Annotated in this window: 31 protein-coding genes; 22 read left to right on the forward strand and 9 right to left on the reverse strand. The window is 44.5% G+C overall.

Annotation, left to right across the window (positions count from 1 at the left end):
• The first annotated feature begins 130 nt into the window (after positions 1–130).
• From WCV65_RS01230 to WCV65_RS01240, 3 genes are read left to right on the forward strand one after another with little or no spacing between them, the layout of a single operon-like run.
• Positions 131–679: a DICT sensory domain-containing protein gene (locus tag WCV65_RS01230; protein ID WP_035410168.1), complete on the forward strand. Its 549-nt coding sequence runs from the start codon at positions 131–133 to the stop codon at positions 677–679.
• Between the two features lie 19 nt (positions 680–698).
• Entirely contained in the window at positions 699–1334 is a 636-nt protein-coding gene (locus tag WCV65_RS01235) for an ECF transporter S component (RefSeq protein WP_082883882.1), read from the forward strand.
• Positions 1331–2521 carry a methyl-accepting chemotaxis protein gene (locus WCV65_RS01240; RefSeq protein WP_338779411.1) on the forward strand — a complete coding sequence of 397 codons (1191 nt, stop codon included), beginning with the start codon at positions 1331–1333 and terminating at the stop codon, positions 2519–2521. The genes WCV65_RS01235 and WCV65_RS01240 overlap by 4 nt, the downstream gene beginning before the upstream one ends.
• 57 nt (positions 2522–2578) lie before the next feature.
• Here WCV65_RS01240 and WCV65_RS01245 read toward each other — a convergent pair whose 3' ends face one another.
• Both WCV65_RS01245 and WCV65_RS01250 read right to left on the reverse strand, forming a co-directional pair.
• A complete protein-coding gene (locus tag WCV65_RS01245) occupies positions 2579–3910 on the reverse strand; it encodes an FAD-dependent oxidoreductase (protein ID WP_035410062.1) in 1332 nt (443 codons plus the stop codon).
• Positions 3911–4102: 192 nt separating this feature from the next.
• A complete protein-coding gene (locus WCV65_RS01250; protein ID WP_338779412.1) occupies positions 4103–4465 on the reverse strand; it encodes a DUF948 domain-containing protein in 363 nt (120 codons plus the stop codon).
• A 125-nt stretch (positions 4466–4590) separates the two neighbouring features.
• Here WCV65_RS01250 and WCV65_RS01255 point away from each other — a divergent pair, with 125 nt between their 5' ends.
• Positions 4591–6657, forward strand: a complete 2067-nt coding sequence (locus tag WCV65_RS01255; RefSeq protein WP_338779413.1) for a class I SAM-dependent methyltransferase — start codon at positions 4591–4593, stop codon at positions 6655–6657.
• 98 nt (positions 6658–6755) lie between these two features.
• A complete protein-coding gene (locus WCV65_RS01260; protein WP_338779414.1) occupies positions 6756–7478 on the forward strand; it encodes an SDR family NAD(P)-dependent oxidoreductase in 723 nt (240 codons plus the stop codon).
• Here WCV65_RS01260 and WCV65_RS01265 read toward each other — a convergent pair.
• Positions 7447–8679 carry an MFS transporter gene (locus WCV65_RS01265; RefSeq protein ID WP_338779416.1) on the reverse strand — a complete coding sequence of 411 codons (1233 nt, stop codon included), beginning with the start codon at positions 8677–8679 and terminating at the stop codon, positions 7447–7449. The genes WCV65_RS01260 and WCV65_RS01265 overlap by 32 nt on opposite strands.
• Positions 8680–8786: 107 nt before the next feature.
• Between WCV65_RS01265 and WCV65_RS01270 the strand changes: the two genes are divergently transcribed.
• The 9 genes from WCV65_RS01270 (at position 8787) to gvpA (ending at position 12479) form a co-directional block, all read left to right on the forward strand.
• Positions 8787–8984 carry a hypothetical protein gene (locus WCV65_RS01270; RefSeq protein ID WP_338779418.1) on the forward strand — a complete coding sequence of 66 codons (198 nt, stop codon included), beginning with the start codon at positions 8787–8789 and terminating at the stop codon, positions 8982–8984.
• 180 nt (positions 8985–9164) lie between these two features.
• Positions 9165–9809 (forward strand): SDR family oxidoreductase, encoded by a 645-nt coding sequence (locus WCV65_RS01275; protein WP_338779419.1) that lies wholly within the window; start codon positions 9165–9167, stop codon positions 9807–9809.
• Positions 9810–9924: 115 nt separating this feature from the next.
• Positions 9925–10080: a DUF1540 domain-containing protein gene (locus WCV65_RS01280; protein ID WP_338779421.1), complete on the forward strand. Its 156-nt coding sequence runs from the start codon at positions 9925–9927 to the stop codon at positions 10078–10080.
• Positions 10081–10242: 162 nt separating this feature from the next.
• The gene (gene gvpO / locus WCV65_RS01285) at positions 10243–10500 is read left to right on the forward strand and encodes a gas vesicle protein GvpO (protein WP_338779423.1); all 258 of its coding nucleotides are present in this window, start codon (positions 10243–10245) and stop codon (positions 10498–10500) included.
• The gene (locus WCV65_RS01290) at positions 10491–11228 is read left to right on the forward strand and encodes a GvpL/GvpF family gas vesicle protein (RefSeq protein WP_338779425.1); all 738 of its coding nucleotides are present in this window, start codon (positions 10491–10493) and stop codon (positions 11226–11228) included. Before gvpO ends, WCV65_RS01290 begins: the two co-directional genes overlap by 10 nt.
• Positions 11225–11482, forward strand: a complete 258-nt coding sequence (locus WCV65_RS01295) for a gas vesicle protein GvpG (protein ID WP_338779427.1) — start codon at positions 11225–11227, stop codon at positions 11480–11482. The genes WCV65_RS01290 and WCV65_RS01295 overlap by 4 nt, the downstream gene beginning before the upstream one ends.
• Positions 11483–11495: 13 nt before the next feature.
• Positions 11496–11777 carry a gas vesicle protein gene (locus WCV65_RS01300; protein ID WP_338779429.1) on the forward strand — a complete coding sequence of 94 codons (282 nt, stop codon included), beginning with the start codon at positions 11496–11498 and terminating at the stop codon, positions 11775–11777.
• Positions 11778–11792: 15 nt separating this feature from the next.
• Positions 11793–12176: a gas vesicle accessory protein GvpU gene (gene gvpU, locus WCV65_RS01305; protein ID WP_338779431.1), complete on the forward strand. Its 384-nt coding sequence runs from the start codon at positions 11793–11795 to the stop codon at positions 12174–12176.
• Between the two features lie 21 nt (positions 12177–12197).
• Complete coding sequence (gvpA, locus tag WCV65_RS01310; RefSeq protein WP_211555852.1) at positions 12198–12479, forward strand: gas vesicle structural protein GvpA; 282 nt, start codon at positions 12198–12200, stop codon at positions 12477–12479.
• 29 nt (positions 12480–12508) lie between these two features.
• On the opposite strand, the gene WCV65_RS01315 is transcribed toward gvpA, so the two are convergent.
• Entirely contained in the window at positions 12509–12682 is a 174-nt protein-coding gene (locus WCV65_RS01315) for a YozQ family protein (RefSeq protein WP_338779437.1), read from the reverse strand.
• A gap of 150 nt (positions 12683–12832) precedes the next feature.
• Between WCV65_RS01315 and WCV65_RS01320 the strand changes: the two genes are divergently transcribed.
• A complete protein-coding gene (locus WCV65_RS01320; protein ID WP_035410037.1) occupies positions 12833–13135 on the forward strand; it encodes a DUF6509 family protein in 303 nt (100 codons plus the stop codon).
• Positions 13136–13867: 732 nt separating this feature from the next.
• Here WCV65_RS01320 and WCV65_RS01325 read toward each other — a convergent pair.
• From WCV65_RS01325 to WCV65_RS01340, 4 genes are all read right to left on the reverse strand, one after another.
• Entirely contained in the window at positions 13868–14269 is a 402-nt protein-coding gene (locus WCV65_RS01325) for a cytosolic protein (RefSeq protein ID WP_338779438.1), read from the reverse strand.
• A gap of 30 nt (positions 14270–14299) precedes the next feature.
• Positions 14300–14662, reverse strand: a complete 363-nt coding sequence (locus WCV65_RS01330) for a YfcE family phosphodiesterase (RefSeq protein ID WP_338779439.1) — start codon at positions 14660–14662, stop codon at positions 14300–14302.
• A complete protein-coding gene (locus WCV65_RS01335; protein ID WP_338779440.1) occupies positions 14608–14802 on the reverse strand; it encodes a metallophosphoesterase family protein in 195 nt (64 codons plus the stop codon). Before WCV65_RS01335 ends, WCV65_RS01330 begins: the two co-directional genes overlap by 55 nt.
• Before the next feature lie 93 nt (positions 14803–14895).
• Positions 14896–15390 carry a DinB family protein gene (locus WCV65_RS01340; protein WP_338779441.1) on the reverse strand — a complete coding sequence of 165 codons (495 nt, stop codon included), beginning with the start codon at positions 15388–15390 and terminating at the stop codon, positions 14896–14898.
• Between the two features lie 149 nt (positions 15391–15539).
• Between WCV65_RS01340 and WCV65_RS01345 the strand changes: the two genes are divergently transcribed.
• Complete coding sequence (locus WCV65_RS01345) at positions 15540–16265, forward strand: AAA family ATPase (RefSeq protein WP_338779442.1); 726 nt, start codon at positions 15540–15542, stop codon at positions 16263–16265.
• 33 nt (positions 16266–16298) lie between these two features.
• Here WCV65_RS01345 and WCV65_RS01350 read toward each other — a convergent pair whose 3' ends face one another.
• The gene (locus WCV65_RS01350) at positions 16299–17465 is read right to left on the reverse strand and encodes an iron-containing alcohol dehydrogenase (RefSeq protein ID WP_338779444.1); all 1167 of its coding nucleotides are present in this window, start codon (positions 17463–17465) and stop codon (positions 16299–16301) included.
• A 151-nt stretch (positions 17466–17616) separates the two neighbouring features.
• On the opposite strand from WCV65_RS01350, the gene WCV65_RS01355 reads away from it, so the two are divergent.
• The 6 genes from WCV65_RS01355 (at position 17617) to WCV65_RS01380 (ending at position 22433) form a co-directional block, all read left to right on the forward strand.
• Entirely contained in the window at positions 17617–17904 is a 288-nt protein-coding gene (locus tag WCV65_RS01355) for a putative quinol monooxygenase (protein WP_338779446.1), read from the forward strand.
• A 179-nt stretch (positions 17905–18083) separates the two neighbouring features.
• Positions 18084–18626 (forward strand): XRE family transcriptional regulator, encoded by a 543-nt coding sequence (locus WCV65_RS01360; RefSeq protein WP_338779448.1) that lies wholly within the window; start codon positions 18084–18086, stop codon positions 18624–18626.
• A 37-nt stretch (positions 18627–18663) separates the two neighbouring features.
• Positions 18664–19770 (forward strand): ABC transporter ATP-binding protein, encoded by a 1107-nt coding sequence (locus WCV65_RS01365; protein WP_035410013.1) that lies wholly within the window; start codon positions 18664–18666, stop codon positions 19768–19770.
• A complete protein-coding gene (locus WCV65_RS01370) occupies positions 19760–20563 on the forward strand; it encodes an ABC transporter permease (protein WP_035410152.1) in 804 nt (267 codons plus the stop codon). Before WCV65_RS01365 ends, WCV65_RS01370 begins: the two co-directional genes overlap by 11 nt.
• A complete protein-coding gene (locus WCV65_RS01375) occupies positions 20560–21363 on the forward strand; it encodes an ABC transporter permease (RefSeq protein ID WP_035410010.1) in 804 nt (267 codons plus the stop codon). Before WCV65_RS01370 ends, WCV65_RS01375 begins: the two co-directional genes overlap by 4 nt.
• Positions 21360–22433 (forward strand): ABC transporter substrate-binding protein, encoded by a 1074-nt coding sequence (locus tag WCV65_RS01380; protein ID WP_338779452.1) that lies wholly within the window; start codon positions 21360–21362, stop codon positions 22431–22433. The genes WCV65_RS01375 and WCV65_RS01380 overlap by 4 nt, the downstream gene beginning before the upstream one ends.
• The last annotated feature ends 169 nt before the right edge of the window (positions 22434–22602 follow it).

Here is a 22602-nt window from a genome sequence, read left to right on the forward strand (position 1 = left end):
TTTGCAAGCTGCTAAAAATAGAACTAAAAGACCAGAACGTTAGAAGTGGATATAATAATTTTTATAGTTTATAATACTATTTAATTAGATACATAGACCTAAAAGGGTAAATTTGAGGAGGAATATAATGATGGCATTGCAAAAATTGTCTCTTTTCCAAGAATGTTTCGGAGCGGTAGAGGGCGAAACAGAACGGCTGGAAAATGCCCCTCTGTCAAGGCTCAATGCTCAATCCTTAAAATACGAAACGAGTGTACCGCAACTTGAGTACATGTGCTTAATGATGGAAAATATGGTTTTGACCAAAAAGCTTAAAGGAAATGTATACGCGGGCTTTCAAAAGTTTTCCCGTGCAAAAAATGTACTCGATCGTTTTCAAGCGATGACGGAATTTTCTCAGGTTCATATATTCGGGGAAAACGATGCAGACATGGACCCGGCAGATGGAATTGATTATATTGCACTGCCTCCTAAAAGCGAATTAATGAGAGAATGGTTCCTTGTCATTGATTCACCGATGTTTAAGTCGATGATGGTAGCATTTGATATGGAAGGCTTCGGGGTTCATGAAGTAGAGGAGGGCCGAAAATTCAAAGGAATTAAAAGCTCAAGCCCTGCTGTTGTCAAACAGGCAGTCAGTCTCCTTGCACCTCATGTTAAAAAAACGACGACCGTATAAATGATAGAGAAGACAGCTTATGAAGCTGTCTTTTCCTAAATTAAAGGAGCATAAATCCATGTCCAAAACACAAAGAATGACCTCCATTGCCATTCTGGCTTCATGCAGTATGCTATTGTATTATTTTAAGATTCCACTTCCATTTTTCCCGCCCTTTCTTACTCTCGACTTGAGTGATATTCCGGCGCTGATTGGCGCAATTACAATGGGGCCATTGGCAGGGATTTTGGTTCAGTTTGTAAAGAACATTGTGGAGTATGTGCTGCATGGCAGCTATGTAGGTTTTCCTGTGGGTCAATTTGCCAATTTCATATCCGGATCTCTAATTGCGGGATTGATCGGATGGTTTTATTTCTACCGTAAAAAACTGGATTGGACGAGCTATGGCATCTCCACACTTATTTTTTTAGCGGCGATGTACGCACTTAACTACTATTTTATTCTGCCGTCCATCATGAGTCTTCTTGGTTTAAGTATGGAAGAGTATACAGCTTCTTTTGCCCAGTTCAATCCAATGGTAAAAGATATGAGGACGGCGGTGCTGTTCGTCATTCTGCCCTTTAACCTCATAAAAATCTCAATGGTCTACCTGATTGGCATTCCGTTTACCTTCAAGCTTGTTCGGATTCTGCAAAAAAGGAGCGTTGCAATATGATTCAATCAAGGATACCGTTGATCGCAGGAGGATCCCTCTTTGCTATAGTTCTTACGTTTTATCATTATTTTGTGATGTCTTTCGCTGCATCCTTGGTGGGTACGGCGGTCATGACCAGTTTGCTGTTGGTCTTCCTTTTTAGAAAAAAGTCTGAACCTGCAAAAGAAGCGGAAGAACCGGTGGCGGAAGCTGCTTTTGTGGATTCACTGGAGGAATTAAGGCACCTGGAAGCTCATGGCGGACATCTTCAATTGATGAACGCTCAGGTGAGTGCGTCTTCAGAACAGGTGGGTACACAGCTTATGGAAATGGTGCAGGATATTGATTCTCAGAAGGAGATTATCCAAGTATTCGGGGACCGCTTAGGGAAAATTAACGGGATGATTCAAAATTTGGATTCCATTATTGAAATAACCTCCCATACAGCTGCGGACGTCACCGTTTTATCAAACAGCGGGATGCAAAAAGCTGCAGATTTCAGCGAGGTCTTCTCAAGGATTGTGGCAATTTCGGATGAATTCGCAGCCTATAATCAGTCGCTTGTTGTAAAAATGAGAGAAGTAACAAAAGCATTAAGTTCAATTGATTATATAGCCAATCAAACGAACCTGCTTGCACTGAATGCAGCGATTGAAGCGGCAAGAGCAGGGAAACATGGAGCGGGTTTCGGGATTGTAGCAGATGAAATCCGCAAACTTTCGGCTCAGGTCAAGGAAAGTGCGATTGCCATCGAATTGATCGTAGAAGATGTGCACAAAAGCATCCTGTCACAGGAGACGGCCTTTGATTTGAATCAGGAGATTCTTCAGGATGGAAAACAAAAAGGCCAGGAAATGAATGGGATATTTAAAGAAGTCATGACCGCTGTTAATCATTTGGCCGATCAGTCAAACGAAGTGAAAAGAGACTCAGCCGAAGTGGAAACGGAGAATCAGCTTCTAATCGACCGGATGAATGAGATTCTGGAACTAACGGAAAAGTTAAGCATGAGGACTGAGGGATCTGCTGAGATTACGATGGAGCAGCAATCGCATTTAATGGAACTCGAGATGACGGCCTCCACCATTAAGGAGCACATACAGGCAATCCAGCAGAAGTTAAAAGATCAAACCGGTGTCCATGAAAATGTGGCCTGGATCCGTCCTGCCGTTATAAGAGATAGGGAAGAGTTAAAGGAAGCAAAATAAAAATGCCTCCATAGTAAGCTTATGCAGGGAATAAAAAAAGCCAGGGATTCCCCTGGCTTAGCCAATCGCTTGAAGTCCTGCCTGGTTTAAAAAGTTCCAGGGCTTGTTATAGTGAGGCTGAAAGAAGAAGTCGACGAAGCCGAGTTCATCAATCGTCATCTCATTTTGGATGCAGACAGAGAGGGTGTTGACGGCTTGGGTTACATCGGTCTTTGACATAACTTGAGCGCCGACAATGCGGTTCGTATCTTCCTCATATACTACTTTCAGCATAATTTCATCATACTCAGGCATGAATTCAGGCTTATCATTCTCTTTAATTGTGATGGATTTCACATTCATATTCAAATGAGAGGCCGCTGTTTCGGTTACACCCGTGGATGCGATGTTCAGGTCATAAATTTTAATCCCTGATGTACCTTGTGTTCCCATATAGCGGACCGTCGGCTTCATAATATTTTTCGCAACTAGAGTGCCCATTCGGACTGCGTTGGTCGCAAGCGGAATGTAAGCAGGCTGCTTTGTCGGGTTGTAGCGGATGGCACAGCTGTCACCTGCAGCAAAGATGCTTTCATCACTCGTTCTCATATACTCATCCACAATAATCGCCCCGTTAGGAAGCATGTTAACTTCGCCTTTTAATAAACCGGTATTTGGTTTGAAGCCGATGCAGAGGATGACAAGATCTGCCTCGTACTCGCCTTTGGAAGTAATGACTTTCGAAACGCTGCCGTCAGTACCTTCGAACCGCGTTACGGTTTGTCCAAGGGCAAGAGTTATATCTTTCGCAGCAAGCGTACTCTCAATCTGATCCGTATATTCGGGATCCAGGTACTTGTTTAAAATCCGTTCTTCCCCGTCAATCAGCGTCACATTTTTTCCATAATGCTCAAATGCCTCCACAAGCTCGATTCCAATGTAGCCTGCACCGACAACGGTGATGTTCTTGGCATCCCTTGATTTCTCAATGATTGTTTTAGCATGGGAGTAATTTTTGCAAAGCTGAATGTTATTTAGCTGAATGCCTTCCAGCGGAGGAACGACCGGCCATGAACCGGTTGTGACAACAAGTTTATCGTAGGAATCCTTAAAGGATTCACCCGTTTTCATATCGGTTACTGTGATTTCTTTTCCATGACGATCGATATTGGTTACTTCGTGTTTTAATTTCATATGAATTCCCTGATCGGCTAGCTGTTCTGGTGATGAGTAGAATAAACTCTCCGCTTTTTCTACCACTCCGCCTACATACAGCGCGATTCCGCATGAAAGGAAGGACACATTATCATTTTTCTCGTAGACGGTAATCTCTGCTTCAGGGTATTGTTTTTTCATATTTGAAACGGCTGCAGTACCAGCATGTGTACATCCAATAACAATAACTTTCATTAGAAAAGACCTCCTAATATGTTTTGTGAAGTAATTCACAAGTATATGTGAAGTGTTTCACATATCTTACCTTCAGTATACTCCGTTCGATTGAAAATGCAACACTATGTGAATATTTTCACATAAAAGACATATTTCTAAAGAGAACGGATGATAACAAGAAAGAGGCCGTCTAATCCCGGCCTCTTTTGCTTACTTTAATTTAATTTGAACAGGCTTGCTTTCCTGCATATGAATCGTTTTTGGCTTCGCATTTTGAGCGGTCGCTCTTTTTACGGAACTCGTAACGTTCTGAATAACCTCGCCAACATCATGCACCGACTCAATCAGAGGATCGACCGCTTTGACCTTCCCTTTAACATCAACTGAAATTTGATTAGCGGTGTGAATCAGTTCCTCCGCTTCCTCCGTAAGGCCATTCACAGCACTCCTGGCATCCGTTAACGTTTTCTTGGTCTCAGCGAGAGTAACCATAACCTTGCGCAGCGTCATAATCAAAAAGACAACAAGAATCGTAAAGGCCACTGCAGCAACAGCCGCACTCCATTCAAGCATCCGGACCAGCTCCCTTCGTATACTCTCATTCTATGAGCATAGGCGTAAGGACATTCCTTTTCCGGGTATTGGAATATATAGAGTATGATAGAGTGGTGAAAAAATAGAAAAGAGGAGCGGATTCCGTGCTTTCATCCTTAAACGCGATCAGCCAGCTTAAATCAGGAAACACTCTGCTGCTTCGGGAGCACAAGTGGCTGAAATTCCTAACCCTGACGAAAGAGAAAAATGTAAATCTTGAGCAAATTGAATCGCTGGAGCAAATGACAGAAAACCCTGTACTGGAGTATGTGGAAAGAACGCTCATTACACTTGATGGGTTACACCTTCCGGAATACCAAAAACAAACAGTGGAAGAAGTCCTTATCTGGAGTGAAACAGCCAAATGCGGCCTTCCCCACCAAAGGCGTGAATGGCTGAAAAAGGGCTATCAGCTTGCCATACACAATATTGGATCTGCGCAAATTTATGCTTCTGAGAAGGAAAAGCTGCCGGAATCAAAACGGGATCGCGAACGGGAAGAGTTCATATACCTTCTCATCCTGACTCACGGATTAGCGGGACAATACATAAGAGGAGAAGTCCGGTATGCCTCTCTCATCCCTCTGACACATGTAAGCAGGGAGGACTTGTTCTCGGTTTTGTATGCTTTAAACCAGTGCATCATCGAAGGCGTGTCTCCTGGTATCTGGAGATCTGTTGAAGAGGAAATGAGAGAAGTGATCACTTGGATCTGCGCGGGTGAAACGAGCAGGGAGCAAACCCTTTATGAGAGGATGAGAAGGCTTAGAACCAATGCATCCGTTTTCGGAGAGGACTTTGCAGCCGTCTATAAAGAATTTGTGAAGGAAATTCCTCTAGGTGAACCCCGGCTTCATGCTTTTTTTCAAAGGATTGACATGTGGTATGTGGAAGCCGCGCTGTATGATTTTAGTTTTGAGGAGTTTATCAAGATATTCTTGCTTACAGAGAAACAGGCGCAGGATTCTGCTCTTAGTCAGATTTCCTTTGAACCGATGATGAAGGAACTGTATTACGACTATAAAGGAAAAAAGACAGTTAATGTATACAAAAAAAGAATTATAGAATCCTATCTTGATGAATATTCGATTGAAGAGCTTCTGAACGGAAAGCAGCCGGAGAATGAACATGTCCAGTTAATTTCCGCAGCTTTGAACGAGCATGAGGAGATGGCAGGCATTTATTTCTCTTTTTCAGCCGCTGCCGAAAAGCTGATTGAGTTTTGCCAGGAGGCAGAAAAATCTCCTCTCTATGACCGGGCAATCGTACTTTTATATGATTTATTCAATTTCAGGAAAGATGGATATGACCGGCTGAATAATGAACAAACGTATTTAAGCGACATGAACAGCTCCCAGGATTTCAAGAAAAAAATTGCCGATTACGCAATAGGAGAAACCATGATTGATATTGGTCCGGGAGGCGGGGTGATGCTCGATCTGTTAACCCAGTACCATCCAGAGGCTAAAATAATTGGAATTGATATTGCTGTAAATGTAGTAGAAGAGCTGAAAAGGAAAAAGCAAAGAGAGCAGGCCGCATGGGAAGTCATGCAAGGGGATGCCTTGCAGCTCGAGCAGTATGTGGGAAAAGAAAGCGCAGATACGATTGTATTTTCTTCCATCCTTCATGAAATGTTTTCCTATATTCCTTACGAAGGCAAAAAGTTTAATCATCTCGTCATCGCTCAAGCATTAAAAAGCTCCCTGAAAGCCCTTCGTCCAAAAGGGAGAATCATTATTCGGGACGGCATTATGACAGAACCTGCGGAGCAAAAAAGAATCATTCGGTTTAAAGATCCAAAGGGCCTTTCTTTTTTCAAAAGGTATGTACAGGATTTTGAGGGGAGAGCAATCCACTGCACATTAGCGGGAGAGGATGCCGTTCTTCTGAATGTAAACGATGCAATGGAATTCCTCTACACGTATACATGGGGAGAAGAAGCCTATCCGCATGAAGTTCAGGAGCAGTTTGGCTACTTTACCCCCACGGTTTTTAAAGAGTTTATAAAGACTGCTCTCGGAAGCGAAGCCGAAATTCTGCTTTTCGAACATTATTTGCAAGAAGGCTATGAAGAGCATTTGCTGAAGAAAATAGAGCTAACGGATGAAACAGGTAATCCTGTCAGGCTTCCGGACAGCACTTGCTTTATCGTTATTGAAAAAAACTAAAGCTGGAAAAGGGTGGGCAGTTGACATCCTTTTTTCCTCGTGTTAATTTGTACATACAAACGTTATGGTTGTATATACAAATAAGGAGGGCGGAATCAGTGAATAAAACGATGATCATTGTTGGAGCTGGTGAAGGAATCAGCATGGCAGCCGCAAAAAAATTTGGAAAAGAGGGATACTCTGTAGCCCTTATTGCCCGGCGTAAAGAGGCACTTGACCAATACGTATCCGAACTTGCTGAAGATGGAGTAGAAGCAAAAGGGTTCCAGGGGGATGCTTCTGATGAGAACAGTTTATCAGAAGCAATTTCCGCTGCTATCGAAATGTTTGGCAGCGTCCATGTGCTCCTCTATAATGCAGCCGCAGGAACACCTGGAAAGCCGACAAGCTTAACAGCCGACGATTTGACGCGCGACTTCAGCGTAAGCGTTGGCGGTGCATTAACCAGTGTAAAAGCTGTACTTCCTGCCATGGAGAAAACAGGCGGGGGATCGATCCTATTAACAGGAGGAGGACTTGCTCTCCATCCATATGCGGATTATTCCTCACTGGCAATAGGGAAAGCGGGTATCCGGAATTTAGCCTATAGCCTGAGCCAGGAACTGGAACCAAAAGGAATATATGTTGGAACGCTGACCATAAAAGGGTTTGTACAAGAGGGAACAAACTTTTCCTCTAAAAACATCGCAGAAAGATACTTTCAGATGCATGCCGAAAAAAGGAACTTGAGGCTGTTTTTGAAGGGGAATAATCAGAGAAGCCGCCTCAGCGATTGCCGGGCGGCTTTTTTTAAAAACCTTTTGATTCATGGACTGGAGTGACAGCTTCATTTCGTCTGCTCAATATATGTACTTTTATCAGCAAAGGAATGCCAAGCGCTGTCATCAGAGCGAGAGACCCGAAAAGAAAAATGGGCTCTGTCGTTCCAAAGGAGTCAAGCAGAATGCCCCCTGCAAATGGTCCAATAACACTCCCAATCCCCGTGAAGCCCATGGCGCCGAAATACGAGCCCTTCAATCCCGGTTTGGCAAGCTGATCCACAAACATATCCGTCATGCAGAACATCAATACTTCCCCAACCGTGAACAAGACCACGATTCCCAGAATCCCGAATAAACTGTCCGTCAGACTAAAAGTCAGCAGGCTGATTGAAACAAGCAGATTCCCAGCCAAAATCGAAAGAATAGGACTGTACTTTTTTCCAAACTGAATGAGCGGATACTGAAACACAATCACAACAATTGCGTTTAACGTTAGCATCAAGGAGAAAAATTGGGCCCCATTCTCGATTTTCGGAGACATCGCAAAGTACTGAGGCAGCGTCGAACTAAATTGGGAATACCCCGCAACAGACAATACAATACCGACCAGCCCCAGCAGAAAAACGGTATCCTTCCTCAGCACGCCGAATGCCTCCCTCACCGTTACAATAGGTTTCGTAGTGGAAGGTGTTCCGATTTTATGTACGGAAAGCATGTATACAAGCGACAATCCATACAGGAGACTGGCTCCCGCTGCATAATAGAACGGAGCAAGGGAGGTAGAAGAACCAAGCTGAAGGCCGATAATCGGCCCAAACACGACACCGACATTGATCGCTGTATAGCGGAGATTGAAAAGAACCAGCCGGTTTTTCTCCTCCGTTACGTCCGAAAGAATCGCTCTGGATGTAGGCTCAAAAACGGCCCGGCAAAGACCGTTCAGCATATTCATCACAAAAAACATCCAAACAGCGGAGGACTGGGCAAAACCGATAAAAACGAGACTCCAAGCGAAAATGGATATAAGCAGAACCGGCTTTTGTCCGAACCGGTCAGACAAATACCCCCCATAAAAGCTCGCGGCAATCCCCACAAGTGAACTCGCTGCAATAATTGCTCCTGTTACAGAGGCTGAAACCCCCATTTCACTAGTTAAATATATGGCCAGAAAAGGAATACTCATCGAAGTCGCCATCCGGCTGAACAACGTTCCGATAATGATATTCCAGGCAATAGGGTGAACCATACGTAATGTGTCCATGTAAAAAACTTCCTTTCTATTCTCTGATCCTATTTTATCCCAGGTCATTCCTTCCGTCATCCATCGTTGGATGGAGAGCTCAAAAATCGTCAGGTGATTTGAGTAGAGTGAGTTTGTCAGACAAACGGGAGAAGAGTGAGTTCGTCAGACAAAATCGTCAGACAAACGGGAGAAGCAGTGAGTTTGTCAGACAAAAACGTCAGACAAACGGGGGCAGAGTGAGTTTGTCAGACAAAATCGTCAGACAAACGGGAGCAGCAGTGAGTTTGTCAGACAAAAACGTCAGACAAACGGGGGCAGAGTGAGTTCGTCAGACAAAATCGTCAGACAAACGGGAGCCGCAGTGAGTTCGTCAGACAAACCACCCCTCCCACCCCTCAAACAAACGTTTAATTAACACACCTCCCAAACAGCATGTTTGAAATGGATTCTCGTTTTTGAAACAATATGGACAAGATAAGAACAGCTGAAAGGAGAGATGCAAGATGAAAGTAATCATAGCAGGTGCCAACGGCCAGATTGGAAAGCAGGTGGTGGAGCTTCTTCAAAGCAGCGGGGAGCATACTCCGATTGCAATGGTGAGAAAGCAGGAGCAGGCGGATGCTTTTGCTGAGAAGGGGATTGAAACGGTGCTGGCCGATTTGGAGGGAACGGTTTCCGATCTTGAAAATGCGGTGAAGGGCAGTGATGCGATTGTATTCACCGCCGGTTCCGGTGGAAGTACGGGTTCAGATAAAACGCTCCTCATTGATTTGGATGGTGCAGGAAAGCTGATTGAAGCCGCAAAACAGACTGGGGTTAAGCGGTTTGTGATGGTGAGTGCGCTTCAGGCTCATAACCGGGAAAATTGGAATGAGCAGCTGCTTCCGTATTATGCAGCGAAGCACTATGCGGATAAGGAGCTTGAACGGAGCGGTTTGGATTATACAATTGTCCGTCCGGGCGGATTGCTGAATGAGCCGGGGACGGGAAAGGTTTCAGCAGCAGAAAATCTCGAGCGCGGTTCGATTCCGAGAGAGGATGTGGCGAAGGTGATTGCGGCATCGCTTGCAGAGAATCACACGTTTAAGAAGTCTTTTGATCTGATCAGCGGGGACACACCCATAGAAGAAGCCATTCGTTCGATTTAAAAGGAGAGCCAGGGAGCAGCCGCTTCCTGGTATTTTTTGTTTGCAATCGACGGAAGCGGGTATCGTTGTACTAAGCAAATGAGACTCTTTAAAAATGGCTCGGGAGGTGTGAACTGTGGCTCAGGACGTGTTATGTGATGTGGGCAACTGTGTCTACAATGAAAAAGGCAGAAAGTGCGGCGCGGCACAAATCTACGTAGTCAGTCATAAGGGAACGAAAGCCGAAACCAGTCGTGAAACAGATTGCCAGACATTTAAGCCTGCAGAATAACGACAAGTATAGGGACAGCCTGATGATGAAGGCTGTTTTTTTGTGTGTAAAAGGTTTCCTGTCCAGCGGAAGCTTTTTTTTTTTCGTCTTCACTGAATTCATAAAAATCAGCGTTCAGGTAAATCTAACAAAAACAGGAAGAAATGAAAGGGTTGGATCCACTTGAAAAACACGCTTGACGCCATTGAACAGTTTTTTAGTGAACACCTTACGTCCCCTCATAAGATTCCTTCTGTTGAACCTGACGATGAGGGGTTCCGCGCATTGGTCGAGATTATTGAAGAAAAAGAGTATATGAGAAAATATGCACGGGATGAGATGGTGGGCGTGTACGATGTGAAATTAAACAGTCAAAACGAGGTCATCTCGTATTCGCGAAAATATTTAAAGCACCGTGGAGAGACGGGCCAATGGGATTGAATTCTGATGCAGGACTTTACGTTTTTTGCATAGCTGCAGGGCCGGGCTGTGAAGCGGAGAGGAGCGTTTATTTTAACGGAATGGACCGTGAATTGCTGATTATTCCGTATAAGGATCTGTTCCTGGCAGCCGCTGAGGTGCCGCTGCTGTTAAGGCCATCAAAAGAAAATCTGCTTCTGCATCAAAAGATCATCACCTCCTTTATGGATGGCAGCGAGGCTGTCTTTCCGTTCAGCTTCGGGCACATTGTTCATTCCTTGAATGAGGCGGAAGGTCTGCTAAAACGCCTTTATCCCGAGCTTCAGGGAATTCTCCCACCCCTTAAGGGAAGAATAGAGGTCGGTCTGAAGGTGATTGGAAAAAAAGAATGGCTGTCACAGGAATACGATAAAAAAGTGAAGCCCAATAAAAGCACCCTTTATAAAGACCGGATTAAACAGGGAGAGCTTGCCGAACGTTTTTTTCTTTCTATAAGAAAGCAATTTGACGAGAGCATTCATCAAAAGCTTCATGATGCTGCGGATGATTCCAGGCAGAATGACATTTTGACAGAAACGATGCTGCTGAACGGATCGTATCTCATTAGAAGAGAGCAAGAGACTTCATTTGACGAGCTTGTATCAGAGCTTTACGAAACATTCAAGGATCAGGCTGAGTTTGTCTATACGGGTCCATGGCCGCCATATAACTTCATTAACATTCATTTGAAAGCAGAGAAAAGCTCATGATGCCTGTCCTGTTTTTGCCGCTGAAGCTGTTCCTGCTCGCTGCTGAAAAAGTAAAGGAAGAAGCGGATAAAGAATTGTATGACGTTGGAATCATCCAGAAAAACCTGCTGATGCTTGAACTCCGGCATGAAAAAAATGAAATTCACGAAGATGAGTACAGGCAGCAGTATGAAGAATGGATTAGAAGATATGAATGCGCTAAAGACATGGAAAGACGGCAGTGGAGCAAGCTGCTGGATGATGAGTCTGTATAAGGGAGGCAAGGGTGTGCTGTCTGAACAAACGAGTTCAATTGTCGATGTACTGGAACGGATACTTGATAAAGGTGTCGTCATCGCCGGGGATATTCGGATTAACCTCGCGGATATAGAGCTTCTGACCATAAAAATCCGACTGATTGTGGCGTCTGTCGATAAAGCGAAGGAAATCGGACTGGACTGGTGGGAGAGAGATCCTTATTTAAGCTCAAAGGCAGACCCAATTGAAGAACGGCCAAGGAAAGAGCATACCGGCCTGCTTGATGCACTTGATTTGAAGAGATTAATTTAAAGGGAGGCAGTCCGTATGGGTGACGATTCTCGGGAATCCTATAGACGGGATTCCATTCTGGAAACGCTTGTGATTACAGCCAATCGCCACGATTTTGAGCTGGATTTGATATTAACTGTGGATGGCAAGGCAGTAACCGGGAGTCTTATTTCGGCTACCGACTATTTAGAAGGATTAGGGAGTTTATTTGAGCAGCGGACCGATGAGCATTCGGCCAAATTGAGTGAGCGTTTTTATGAAGCAAGCAAAGGGGCGGGAGACCATGGGACCGCTGCGTTCATTCATTTGGAAAATGTGTACATCGAAGGGGAAAAAGCGGCCGTTTCTGCACTTTGGAGAGGCAGGCTTGATCAGGTAAGCGGATTTGTCATTGGAAAGCCCGATAGGAGAACACAGTAAAAAAATAAGGAGGGGTTAAAGATGATGCTGGAAAAATGCAGGGATGGATCGAGCCTTGTAGAAGTCGTGGATCGCATATTAGATAAAGGAATTGTCATCGATGTCTTTGCGCGAATTTCAGTTTTGGGGATTGAATTAATTACAGTAGAGGCAAGAATCGTCGTTTCAAGTATTGAGACATGGCTGCGCTATGCTGATGCGGTTGATCTGCTGAAAAGTACTGAGGATGTTCATGATCCCAATAATGGACAATCCTACAGGGAGCCTAAGGACCTTTTAGACAACTTACTATTCCAAATATAAAAACGAGAGCCGGAAGCCCTCGTTTTTTCTTATTCACCGTTTTTAGCTTTTATGCTTTGATCAATGGTTCCTGCTGCGTAATGGTCGCCAATTTGCTCGTGTGTCACTTCAAGACCAGATGTTGTATGTTCTTTTTCCTTTTCGGCCGGATCGAATGATTTGCCTGCTACCTCTGCTGCCATTTCGGTTAGTTTGGTGCTCAAGCTGAATCGCTCCTTTCGATGTGGATGCATCTTTTTGATGCACCTACTTGTCCATTCCCGATTTTTCGTTATCTTACACAGTTTTATTTCTTTGAAGGAACAAGTTGTGTATAATCCGAGTGAAGTGATTAATGGAAGGACGGTGTTAGGATGCTGACAATTACTAGCCACGAAGCGGAACTGCTTGAAGATCCGTTTGGGATTTTGCCTGGTGACCGCTATGAATTTTTATTGGATTTGGATGTTCCGGAGGATGATGAGCTTTATTCGGAGAACGGAATTTACTTGCGGGTGATTTTCCTTCTGGAGAATGAGCAGGCGCGGATTACTCAATATCAATTTTATGAAAAAGAGACAGAACAGAGCTTTGACTTTGGTTTGGATGAGGAAGAGGAAGCAATGGTTGCCTCTTATTGCCTTGAGCATTTGCCTGAGGAAAAGGAAGAAGAATAAGAAAAGGGACTTTCTGGTAAGTGAGTTTTCAAAGCTCCTTTCGCTTTTTAGGATTTGTTTTGGCTGATTTCCGCTGCAGGCTGCTCGCTTTCCGCGGGGCGGGCGGTGAGCCTCCTCAGCGCTTTGCGCCTGCGGGGTCTCACCTGTCCCGCTGCTCTCAGCACGGAGTCTCGCGCCTTCCACTCCAATCAGCCTAACCCATAATTGTTCAAATTACATATTTTAAAAAAACAAATCCCCGGAATGCTCACACAGTGTCCTGTGGATTTCAAATTCAATCATCAATTACTCTCTGCAGGACTTTTAGACAGCCCCATTCAATCCCTAGAAAAAGGACCTGACCGTTCAAACTGAAGGCAAGCATGCAGATAAAATAAGTAGTCTTATTTAAAGACCTGATATTCCCATTGCGGATAAGCACGTTCATGGAACTGGTCAAAGCTTCAAAAACATAAGTGGAAATAAATACACAGGTGCAATAGAAGCAATTTTCCCCACCTGATTTACGGATATATTAAATATTAAATTCAATTCCTGTTGCTATTCTTAATCAGTATGGACAATGGACTATTAACTTTAAAGTAAAATGAATTAAAAAAACCTTTACTGAAAGGTAGCTTCAGTTTTACCTCTTTATAGCTCTTCTCCTACTATACAAAAAACTGCCGACAACTTCCTTAAAAAAAGGATTTTGCCGACAGTCTGAAAGGCTGCCGGACAGCAGCCTTTTTCTTATGCCGTTTTATTTCCGGCTTCCGCGATATGGAACATGAGGTGGGCAAGGTGATGAATGGGACCGTACACTTCCTCGTCGCCTTCTGATGCCTGCTGTTCTTCGCTGAATTCAAGATCATTTAAGTAAAGTGCTGTAAACTGGTAGAAATCTTTCAATTCAAATCCATAGCATGCAACCGGATCTTCCTCGTTTTCCTCATACTGCAGAACAAGATAGGATTCGTTGCGGTCTTTATCCTCGGCATCGAAAAATACAAAGTAGCCTACATTTGTATCAAGCTCGAATAAATGGCGGGTCCCGCCTTCCGTTTTGGCTGCAAAATCCTCTTCAGACAGCTTATAGACCGTCATGTCCTCTGTTTCGTCTTCTTTATGAAATGCTACTGTAAAAGTCTCCATTTGTACTCCTCCTCAGAATTATGTACGTGTTTAGTATGACCCTTTTTTGAAAAAAACGTGTTCGGCCTGAAGCGTCTCTCCAATGTTGATGAGCCCGAAGGAGAAGCGGGGCTGCCTTCTTTTGTCAGTCGGGGAGCCCGGATTAAAGATGAGAAGCCCCTTGTCCTGTTTTTGGACGGGAATATGAGAGTGGCCAAAGATCAGACAGTCTAGATGTTCGTCTTTGAAGGCATTCAGAGCCCGCCTTTCAGTTGAAGACCCTTTTCCTTCATGGCCGTGGACAACACCGATTTTAAAGCTGTTCATGTCCAGGAGCAGACGGCGGGGAAGCAGGTGTTTCAGCTCCTCCTCATCCGCGTTTCCGTATACCGCATGAACGTTCCGAACGTGCACAACTCGCGGTAAGAAGCAGTGTTTAGAAGATCTCCGGCATGGATGATGGCATCAGCCGTTTGAAGTTCAACTAAAAGCCGGGGCGGAAAGGATTTGGCTCTTTTAGGAACATGGGTATCGGAGAGCACAACAATCTTCACCTTCATCACCGCCTGTATTGTATGGCTAAAGAATACCACAAACCTCCGGATGAAAGAAAAAAAGCTGACAGGTATTGCTGTCAGCCTAAAGGTTTAGCCCAAGGAGTGCATGTTCGCCCATTCCTCTTTGCTCGGTCCGTATACACCCGGTACGTTCAGCCCGGCCTGGCGCATCAATACCGTCATTTGTCCGCGATGGTGAGCCTGATGCTGGATCAGCGTTCTCAGAACAGCATGAACAGGTACTTCATTTCCAAAAAATTCGCGAGTTTCATTCAACGTTTCATCCGTCCATTGTTCCTGGATTGCTTTAAGCATAGAGTCACTTGTGTTCCTGTAATCAGATGCAATCTCTGATGCAGATTCAGGAATGGTTTCAACATGGGGAGGGTGCTGGAAATTCAATCCGGTTTGAGCAAGCATGGTGTGAAGGGCAACTGTGATATGCCACCCAAGGCCGCCAAGATAATTGTATCCTGGTGCAATTTCCTGACTAAGCGATTCATCTGTCAGTGTCTGAAGGATTTTTTCAGTCGCTTGTGATTCTTGTTTCCATTCCTCAATGAATTCTTGCCTGGATGTAAACATGCAGGTTCCTCCTCTTTCTATCTATGAGTTCTTTTTATTGTCACTCTTATCCTATAAGGTTCTTTACCCGATTATTGAAAAAACAAGACCAGTTCCTAAAAAATAATGCTCCCCCTGCGATATAATGAAGCAAAAAAGGAGGGGACGGTTTGTTTTTACGAAGCATCCGGCTTAAGCCAATCAGCGGAGCTATGCCTGATTATTACCCATTCAGCATACCGGCATTACAAAATTTAACAGAACTTTCGTTTCACAGTGATGTGACTTTTTTCTGCGGAGAAAATGGTTCAGGAAAATCAACCCTGCTTGAAGCGATTGCCTTTCAATGCGGGTTTCACACTGCAGGAGGCAGCCGCCATAACCGCTACGAGGTTCATGCATCGAATTCCGATCTTGGGGAGCATCTACAGCTTTCATGGCTCCCAAGAGCGCAGGATGGGTTCTTTTTTAGGGCCGAATCCTTTTACCAGTTTGCAAGCCATATTGACGAAATAGATGAGAATGAATTTAAAAGCTACGGCGGGAAATCCCTTCATCACCAATCACATGGAGAATCCTTTTTGTCGCTGTTTACCAACAGGCTGAACGGAAGAGCCATTTATCTTCTCGATGAACCGGAGGCAGCGTTATCCCCGCAAAGGCAGCTTGCCCTTCTCAGAGTGATATATGATCTGACAAAGGAAGGGGGTGCGCAGTTTATTATTGCGACCCATTCTCCCATTTTGCTTGGGTACCCCGGTGCATCCATCCGGTTATTTGAAGAGGGAGAGATTGTAGAAACAGAATATGAAAATACGGAACATTACAGTCTGACTAAATATTTTCTCCAGAACAGGGAAAGGCTCTTGGCTGAGCTTTTTAAAGAGGAAGAGTAAAAAAACCAAGAGCCGGGGCTCTTGGGATTCAGGTTAAAACGTAACATCTTCTCCGTTGTAGGCGGCATGGAATAATTTTCGCATCTCATCCTCGGAGGTTTCACGGGGATTCGTTGATGTGCACGGGTCTTCAATGGCGTTTTTGGCCATTTCATCCACATGCTTTTCAAACAGCTCCTCCGAAATTCCATACTCCTTCAAGGAATTTGGTACATTCATTTCTTTGTTCAAAGAGCGTACCCACTCAACAAGTGAATCGGTCAACTCCTCACTGTTTTCACCCTTCAAGCCAAGACGCTTCGCAATAGCAGCAAAACGGTCAGCAGATACGGTGCGGTTGAACTGGATCACATACGGCAAATAGATACCGTTCGCACAGCCATGAGGTATTTCAAACGCCGGACCGCTCTTGTGGGCCATGCTATGAACGTTTCCGAGCACCGCATTGGAGAAGGCCATGCCTGCCATCGCCTGTGCGTAATGCACCTGTTCTCTCGATTCTTTGCTGCCTTTATAAGAAGAAACAAGGTGATCCTTTAGAATTTCCGCCGCTTCAATGGCAAGCGAATCTGTAAAGACCGTTCTTGGCTTCGCTACGTATGACTCAATACTATGGGTAACAGCATCCATGCCGCTGTATGCAATCAACTTTTGAGGAAGATCCTCCACCATAACCGGATCGATAATCGCGATATCCGGTGTCAGCTCAAAGCTTGCAATCGGATATTTAATTCCCGTTTTCCCGTCCGTTATGACCGATAGGTTGGAAATCTCGGAAGCCGTCCCGCTTGTAGTCGGAATGCCGATAAATTTAGCTTTCTTGCGAAGGGGAGGCAGATTGAACAGTTTGATGGTCTCTTCAAACGTAATCTCAGGATATTCATAAAAGATCCACATGGCTTTTGCCGCATCCATAGGGGATCCGCCGCCCACTCCGATAATCCAATCCGGTTCAAAATCACGTAGATGCTGGGCCTGTTCCTGTGCCGTTTCGATTGTCGGCTCCTCGGTTATGCCTTCAATTACCTTTGTCTCAATGTCTTTTTCAGAAAGGTAAGATAGAATTTTATCAAGGTGTCCATTTTCTTTGACAGACCCGCCGCCGATGACAATAGCCGCTTTTCTGCCTTCAAGCTCTTTCAGTTTTTCTAACGCATTCTCTCCAAAAAAGATGTCTCTTGGTATAGTAAAGCGATTCATGTGTAAAACTCCTTCTTTAGTGAGTGTGGTTTGGCTATATTAATGCATTACCTTGTTTGGGAGAGACTAAACATATGCATGTGCAGGCAAATGTTTATCCCTCAGGGAAGTTTTGTTCTATAGTATAAGCACAGAAAAAGGAGGAATGGACATGTCTCAAATTACAATCAATGCCATTATGAAAGCGAAATCCGGCAAAGAAGAACAGCTCTTTGGTGAAATGAAAAAGGCGCTCGCTCCTTCAAGAGCGGAGGAAGGCTGCATCAGCTATGATCTTCATCGCTCAAAAGAGGATCCGGGAGTCTTCGTTTTTTATGAAAACTGGAAGGACCAGGCTGCAGTTGATGCCCATATGCAATCCGCCCATTATCAGGCTTACCGCGAGGCAATCGCTGATCTCATTGAAACGAGAGACGTGCATTTTTTGGAAAAAGTATAATGGTATTCCGCACACCGTTTTCAAACGGTGTGCTTTTTTATGGAAATTCAGCTTTTAGTATTGAAAATCAGAGCGGCCGTATTATAATTGAAAATGCTTAAAGTAAACTTTTAGTAATGTAAAACAAAACTTCTTCGCATGAAAGTTTACCTATTATAAACAGGAATGAAGGGTATTGTATGCAAATAGGAAAAAAAATAAAAAATCTGCGTCTGAAAAGCGGTCTGACTCAGGAAGAACTTGGTGAACGCACAGATTTAAGCAAAGGCTACATATCTCAGCTTGAACGGGATTTAAGCTCTCCGTCTATGGAAACCTTTTTCAGCATTCTGGAAGTGCTGGGATGCACCCCGGAAAAGTTTTTTGAATCTGGAGATTCTATTCAGAAGGTTGTGTATTCAGAAGAAGATCAAACAGGGTATAAAGATGAAGAGAAGGGCTACGAAATTCACTGGCTCGTTCCTGAATCCAATGAGAAGGAAATGGAACCGATCCGTCTTCTTTTTAAGGAAAATGGGGAATTTAAAGAATTTGAACCCTCCTCATCCGAAACATACGGGTATTGTTTGAGCGGAAGAGTGGCTATTCGCATCGGCACCAGATATTACAGTGCGAGTGCAGGGGAATCAATTTATTTTTCTGCTGCAGATACTCACCAGATTACAAATGACTTCAACGGACCATCAGAGATTATCCTCGTCGCTACCAATTCCTACTTATAATCAAACGTTTGTTTAAATCATCATTCAGGAGGCTGTTATGAAAAACGAAACCATTATCCGCTTTGAAGGGGTATCCAAGCAATATGACGAAGCCGCACCAGTCCTGGACAGTGTCAGCTTTGAAATCGAGCGGGGAAAATTCTACACGCTGCTTGGACCATCCGGATGCGGAAAAACGACGATTCTCCGTCTTATTGCCGGGTTTACGGAGCCGTCAAACGGAAGCATTTATTTCAACGGAAAAGTAATCAATGATGTACCGGCCAACAAGCGCCAGGTGAACACGGTGTTCCAGGATTATGCACTGTTTCCCCATTTAAACGTCTTTGAAAACGTTGCGTTTGGCCTGCGCATTAAGAAAATGAAAAAAGGTCAGATTGAGGAGAAAGTAAAAGAAGCACTCCGTTTTGTCAATCTTGAAGGATACGAAACACGTGAAATCACGGAAATGTCCGGCGGGCAGAAGCAGCGTGTGGCGATTGCGCGTGCGATCGTCAATGAGCCTGAGGTAATTTTACTGGATGAGCCTCTTTCTGCACTGGACTTAAAGCTTCGCACGGAAATGCAGTATGAGCTGAGAGAGCTGCAGCGCAGACTCGGTATAACGTTTATCTTTGTTACTCATGACCAGGAAGAAGCACTTGCTATGTCTGATGAAATTTTCGTATTGAATAAAGGGCAAATCCAGCAAAGCGGAACCCCTACAGACATTTACGATGAACCGATCAACCGGTTTGTTGCCGACTTTATCGGCGAGTCAAACATTGTTCCCGGAACGATGGTTAAAGACTATTTAGTGGAGTTTGCCGGACAGCAATTTGAGTGCGTGGATAAAGGGTTTCTTCCAAGCGAGTCTGTTGAAATTATCGTAAGGCCGGAAGATTTGGTTATTGCAAAAAGGGAAAATGGAAAGCTTCAGGTGAAGGTAGACTCCCAGCTTTTCAGAGGCGTGCATTATGAAATCTGCTGCTATGATGAGGCAGGGAATGAGTGGCTCGTCCATTCTACGAAAAAAGCAACGGTCGGAGATGAAATCGGGCTCGATTTTGAACCGGAGGCGATCCACGTCATGAGATTTAACGAAACGGAAGAGGAATTCGATAAACGTCTGGAATCCTATGCTGGGGAAAGCCATGCAAACTAATTCGCGCAATCTGTATCTGATCCCGTACGTACTCTGGATGGTGCTCTTCGTAGCCGCTCCAATCGTTCTCATATTTTACTATTCTTTATTTGATATCGAAGGAAATCTGACGCTCGCCAACTATGCCAAGTTCTTTACGCCGGTGTACATGCAGATGACCCTGAGCTCCTTCTGGTATGCATTCCTTATTACGGCATTTTCCTTGCTGATTGCCTATCCGACCGCTTATTTGCTGACGAAAACGAAGCATAAACAGCTCTGGCTGCTGCTGATCATCCTGCCGACCTGGATTAATCTTTTACTAAAAGCTTACGCGTTTCTTGGAATCTTCGGCACATACGGTACGGCGAATAATCTGCTGGCATGGCTTGGAGCGGGAAGACAGCAAATTCTATTCACAGACTTCAGTTTTGTCTTTGTGTCTGTCTATATTTTCATACCATTTATGATCTTGCCGATTTATAACTCCCTTGAGGAAATGAATCCTTCTTTAATCGATGCAGCGAGAGACCTTGGATCCTCTCAATGGGAGACATTCAAAAAGGTAATCTTTCCGCTTACGGTTTCTGGTGTGAAATCAGGCTGTCAGGCCGTTTTCATTCCGGCGCTCTCCCTGTTTATGATCACACGTTTGATTGCCGGAAACCGGGTCATTACACTTGGGACTGCCATTGAGCAGCATTTCCTCGTCACACAGGACTGGGGAATGGGTGCAACGATTGCGGTCTTCCTGATCATCGCTATGGCGATCATTATCCTGCTAACCAATAACCAGAGGAGGAGCGCAAGATGAGAAAAAACAGCAAGCTTTCCAATCTTTATCTAGTTCTCGTCTTCGCCATCCTTTATGCACCAATCTTTTATCTAATGTATTATTCCTTCAACAGCGGGGGAACCATGAGGGAATTTGAAGGATTCACGCTGGACTGGTATAAGGAAGTTTTTCAGGATACAAGACTGCTCATTATCGTCCTTAATACCTTAATCATTGCGCTGCTTTCATCAGCCATTTCTACAATTCTAGGAGTTTTTGGTGCATTAGCGATTACGTATGTGAAAAAGAGACGCACGAAAAATACGTTGCTTACAATGAACAACGTACTGATCGTCAGTCCCGATGTCATTATCGGTGCATCCTTCCTGATTCTTTTTACGATGATTGGAATTAAGCTCGGTTTCACCTCGGTGCTGCTTTCGCACATCGCGTTCAGCGTACCAATCGTTGTCATTATGGTCCTGCCTAAGCTTGAGGAAATGAGCTCGTCTCTTGTGGACGCAGCAAGAGACCTGGGAGCAAGCAAATGGGAAGTTCTCACGAAAGTAATCCTCCCATACATCACACCGGGAATCTTTGCCGGCTTCTTTATGGCTCTGACTTACTCGCTTGATGACTTTGCCGTTACGTTCTTTGTAACGGGGAATGGGTTCTCTACTTTATCAGTTGAAATTTACTCGCTGGCGCGCCAAGGAATTTCCCTGACGATTAATGCACTGTCCACACTGATTTTCCTTGTGACCATTCTGCTTGTCGTGGGCTATTACTTTATTACCCAGCGAAATAACCGCGTGAAAGGGGTGGCAATCCGAAAATGAAACAGCTGTTCAACGCCTTTATCGCGATTGCTGTCATTTCCGTTATTTTATATGTATCCATTAATCAGCTGAACAGCTCCCAAGGCTATTCAGGCGGGAATACACTCACCATCTACAATTGGGGAGATTACGTAGATCCTGAGCTGATTGCTCGTTTTGAAAAAGAAACAGGCATCAAAGTCATTTACCAAACCTTCGATTCAAATGAAGCGATGATGACGAAAATCTCACAAGGGGGAACTACATTTGATGTAGCAATGCCCTCTGAGTATGCCATCAGCAAGATGAAAGAAGACGGCCTGCTGATTCCGCTTGACCATTCCAAGCTTCCCAATCTGAAGAATATTGATACAAGATTCATGGATTTGTCCTTTGACCCGGGCAATCAATATTCCATCCCTTACTTTTGGGGAACGGTTGGAATTGTATACAATCCTGCCATGCTGAATGGGAAGAAAATTACGAGCTGGAATGATTTATGGGACCCGGAAATGAAAAATAAAATTCTTCTTGCAGATGGAGCGAGGGAAGTGATGGGGATGGGGCTGAACAGCCTCGGCTACTCTCTAAATGATACGAATGAAGCACATCTGCAGGAGGCAAAAGCGAAGCTGAATACCATCACTCCAAACGTCAAAGCGATCGTAGGAGATGAAATCAAAATGCTTCTCGCCAACGAAGAAGCCGCCGCCGGAGTGGTATGGTCAGGAGACGCCTCCGAAATCATGGGCGAAAATGAAAAGCTTGATTACGTTGTGCCTGAGGAAGGCTCCAACCTGTGGTTTGATAACATGGTCATTCCAAAAACGGCAGCCAACCGGGAAGCAGCCCATCAATTCATCAACTTTATGCTTGAACCGGACGTAGCCGCTCAAAACGCCGAATATGTAGGCTACTCCACTCCGAATAAAGAAGGACTCGCTATTTTGCCGGAAGAAATCTCCGGTGATGAGCGGTTCTATCCTGATACTGAAACAACAGAAAAGCTTGAAGTGTACGATAACCTCGGCAAAAAAATGCTCGCTCATTATAACGAATTGTTTCTGGAATTTAAAATGCACAGGAAGTAAGAAAGAAAGCGGCGGTCCTTTGGGGGATCGCCGCTTTTTTGGATTTTGAGTTGCGAGCAGGTGTCAGTCAGGTTGCTTTACTGCAGACGAAGGCAGGCGCCTGACCCCTGCTGCTTCACCGTATGAGGGGACAGAGGGAGGTTGCCTCAATCCCATGTCCCTCAACAGT

The organism is Metabacillus sp. FJAT-52054 (assembly GCF_037201815.1).
In the GTDB taxonomy this organism is placed as follows: domain Bacteria; phylum Bacillota; class Bacilli; order Bacillales; family Bacillaceae; genus Metabacillus_B; species Metabacillus_B sediminis.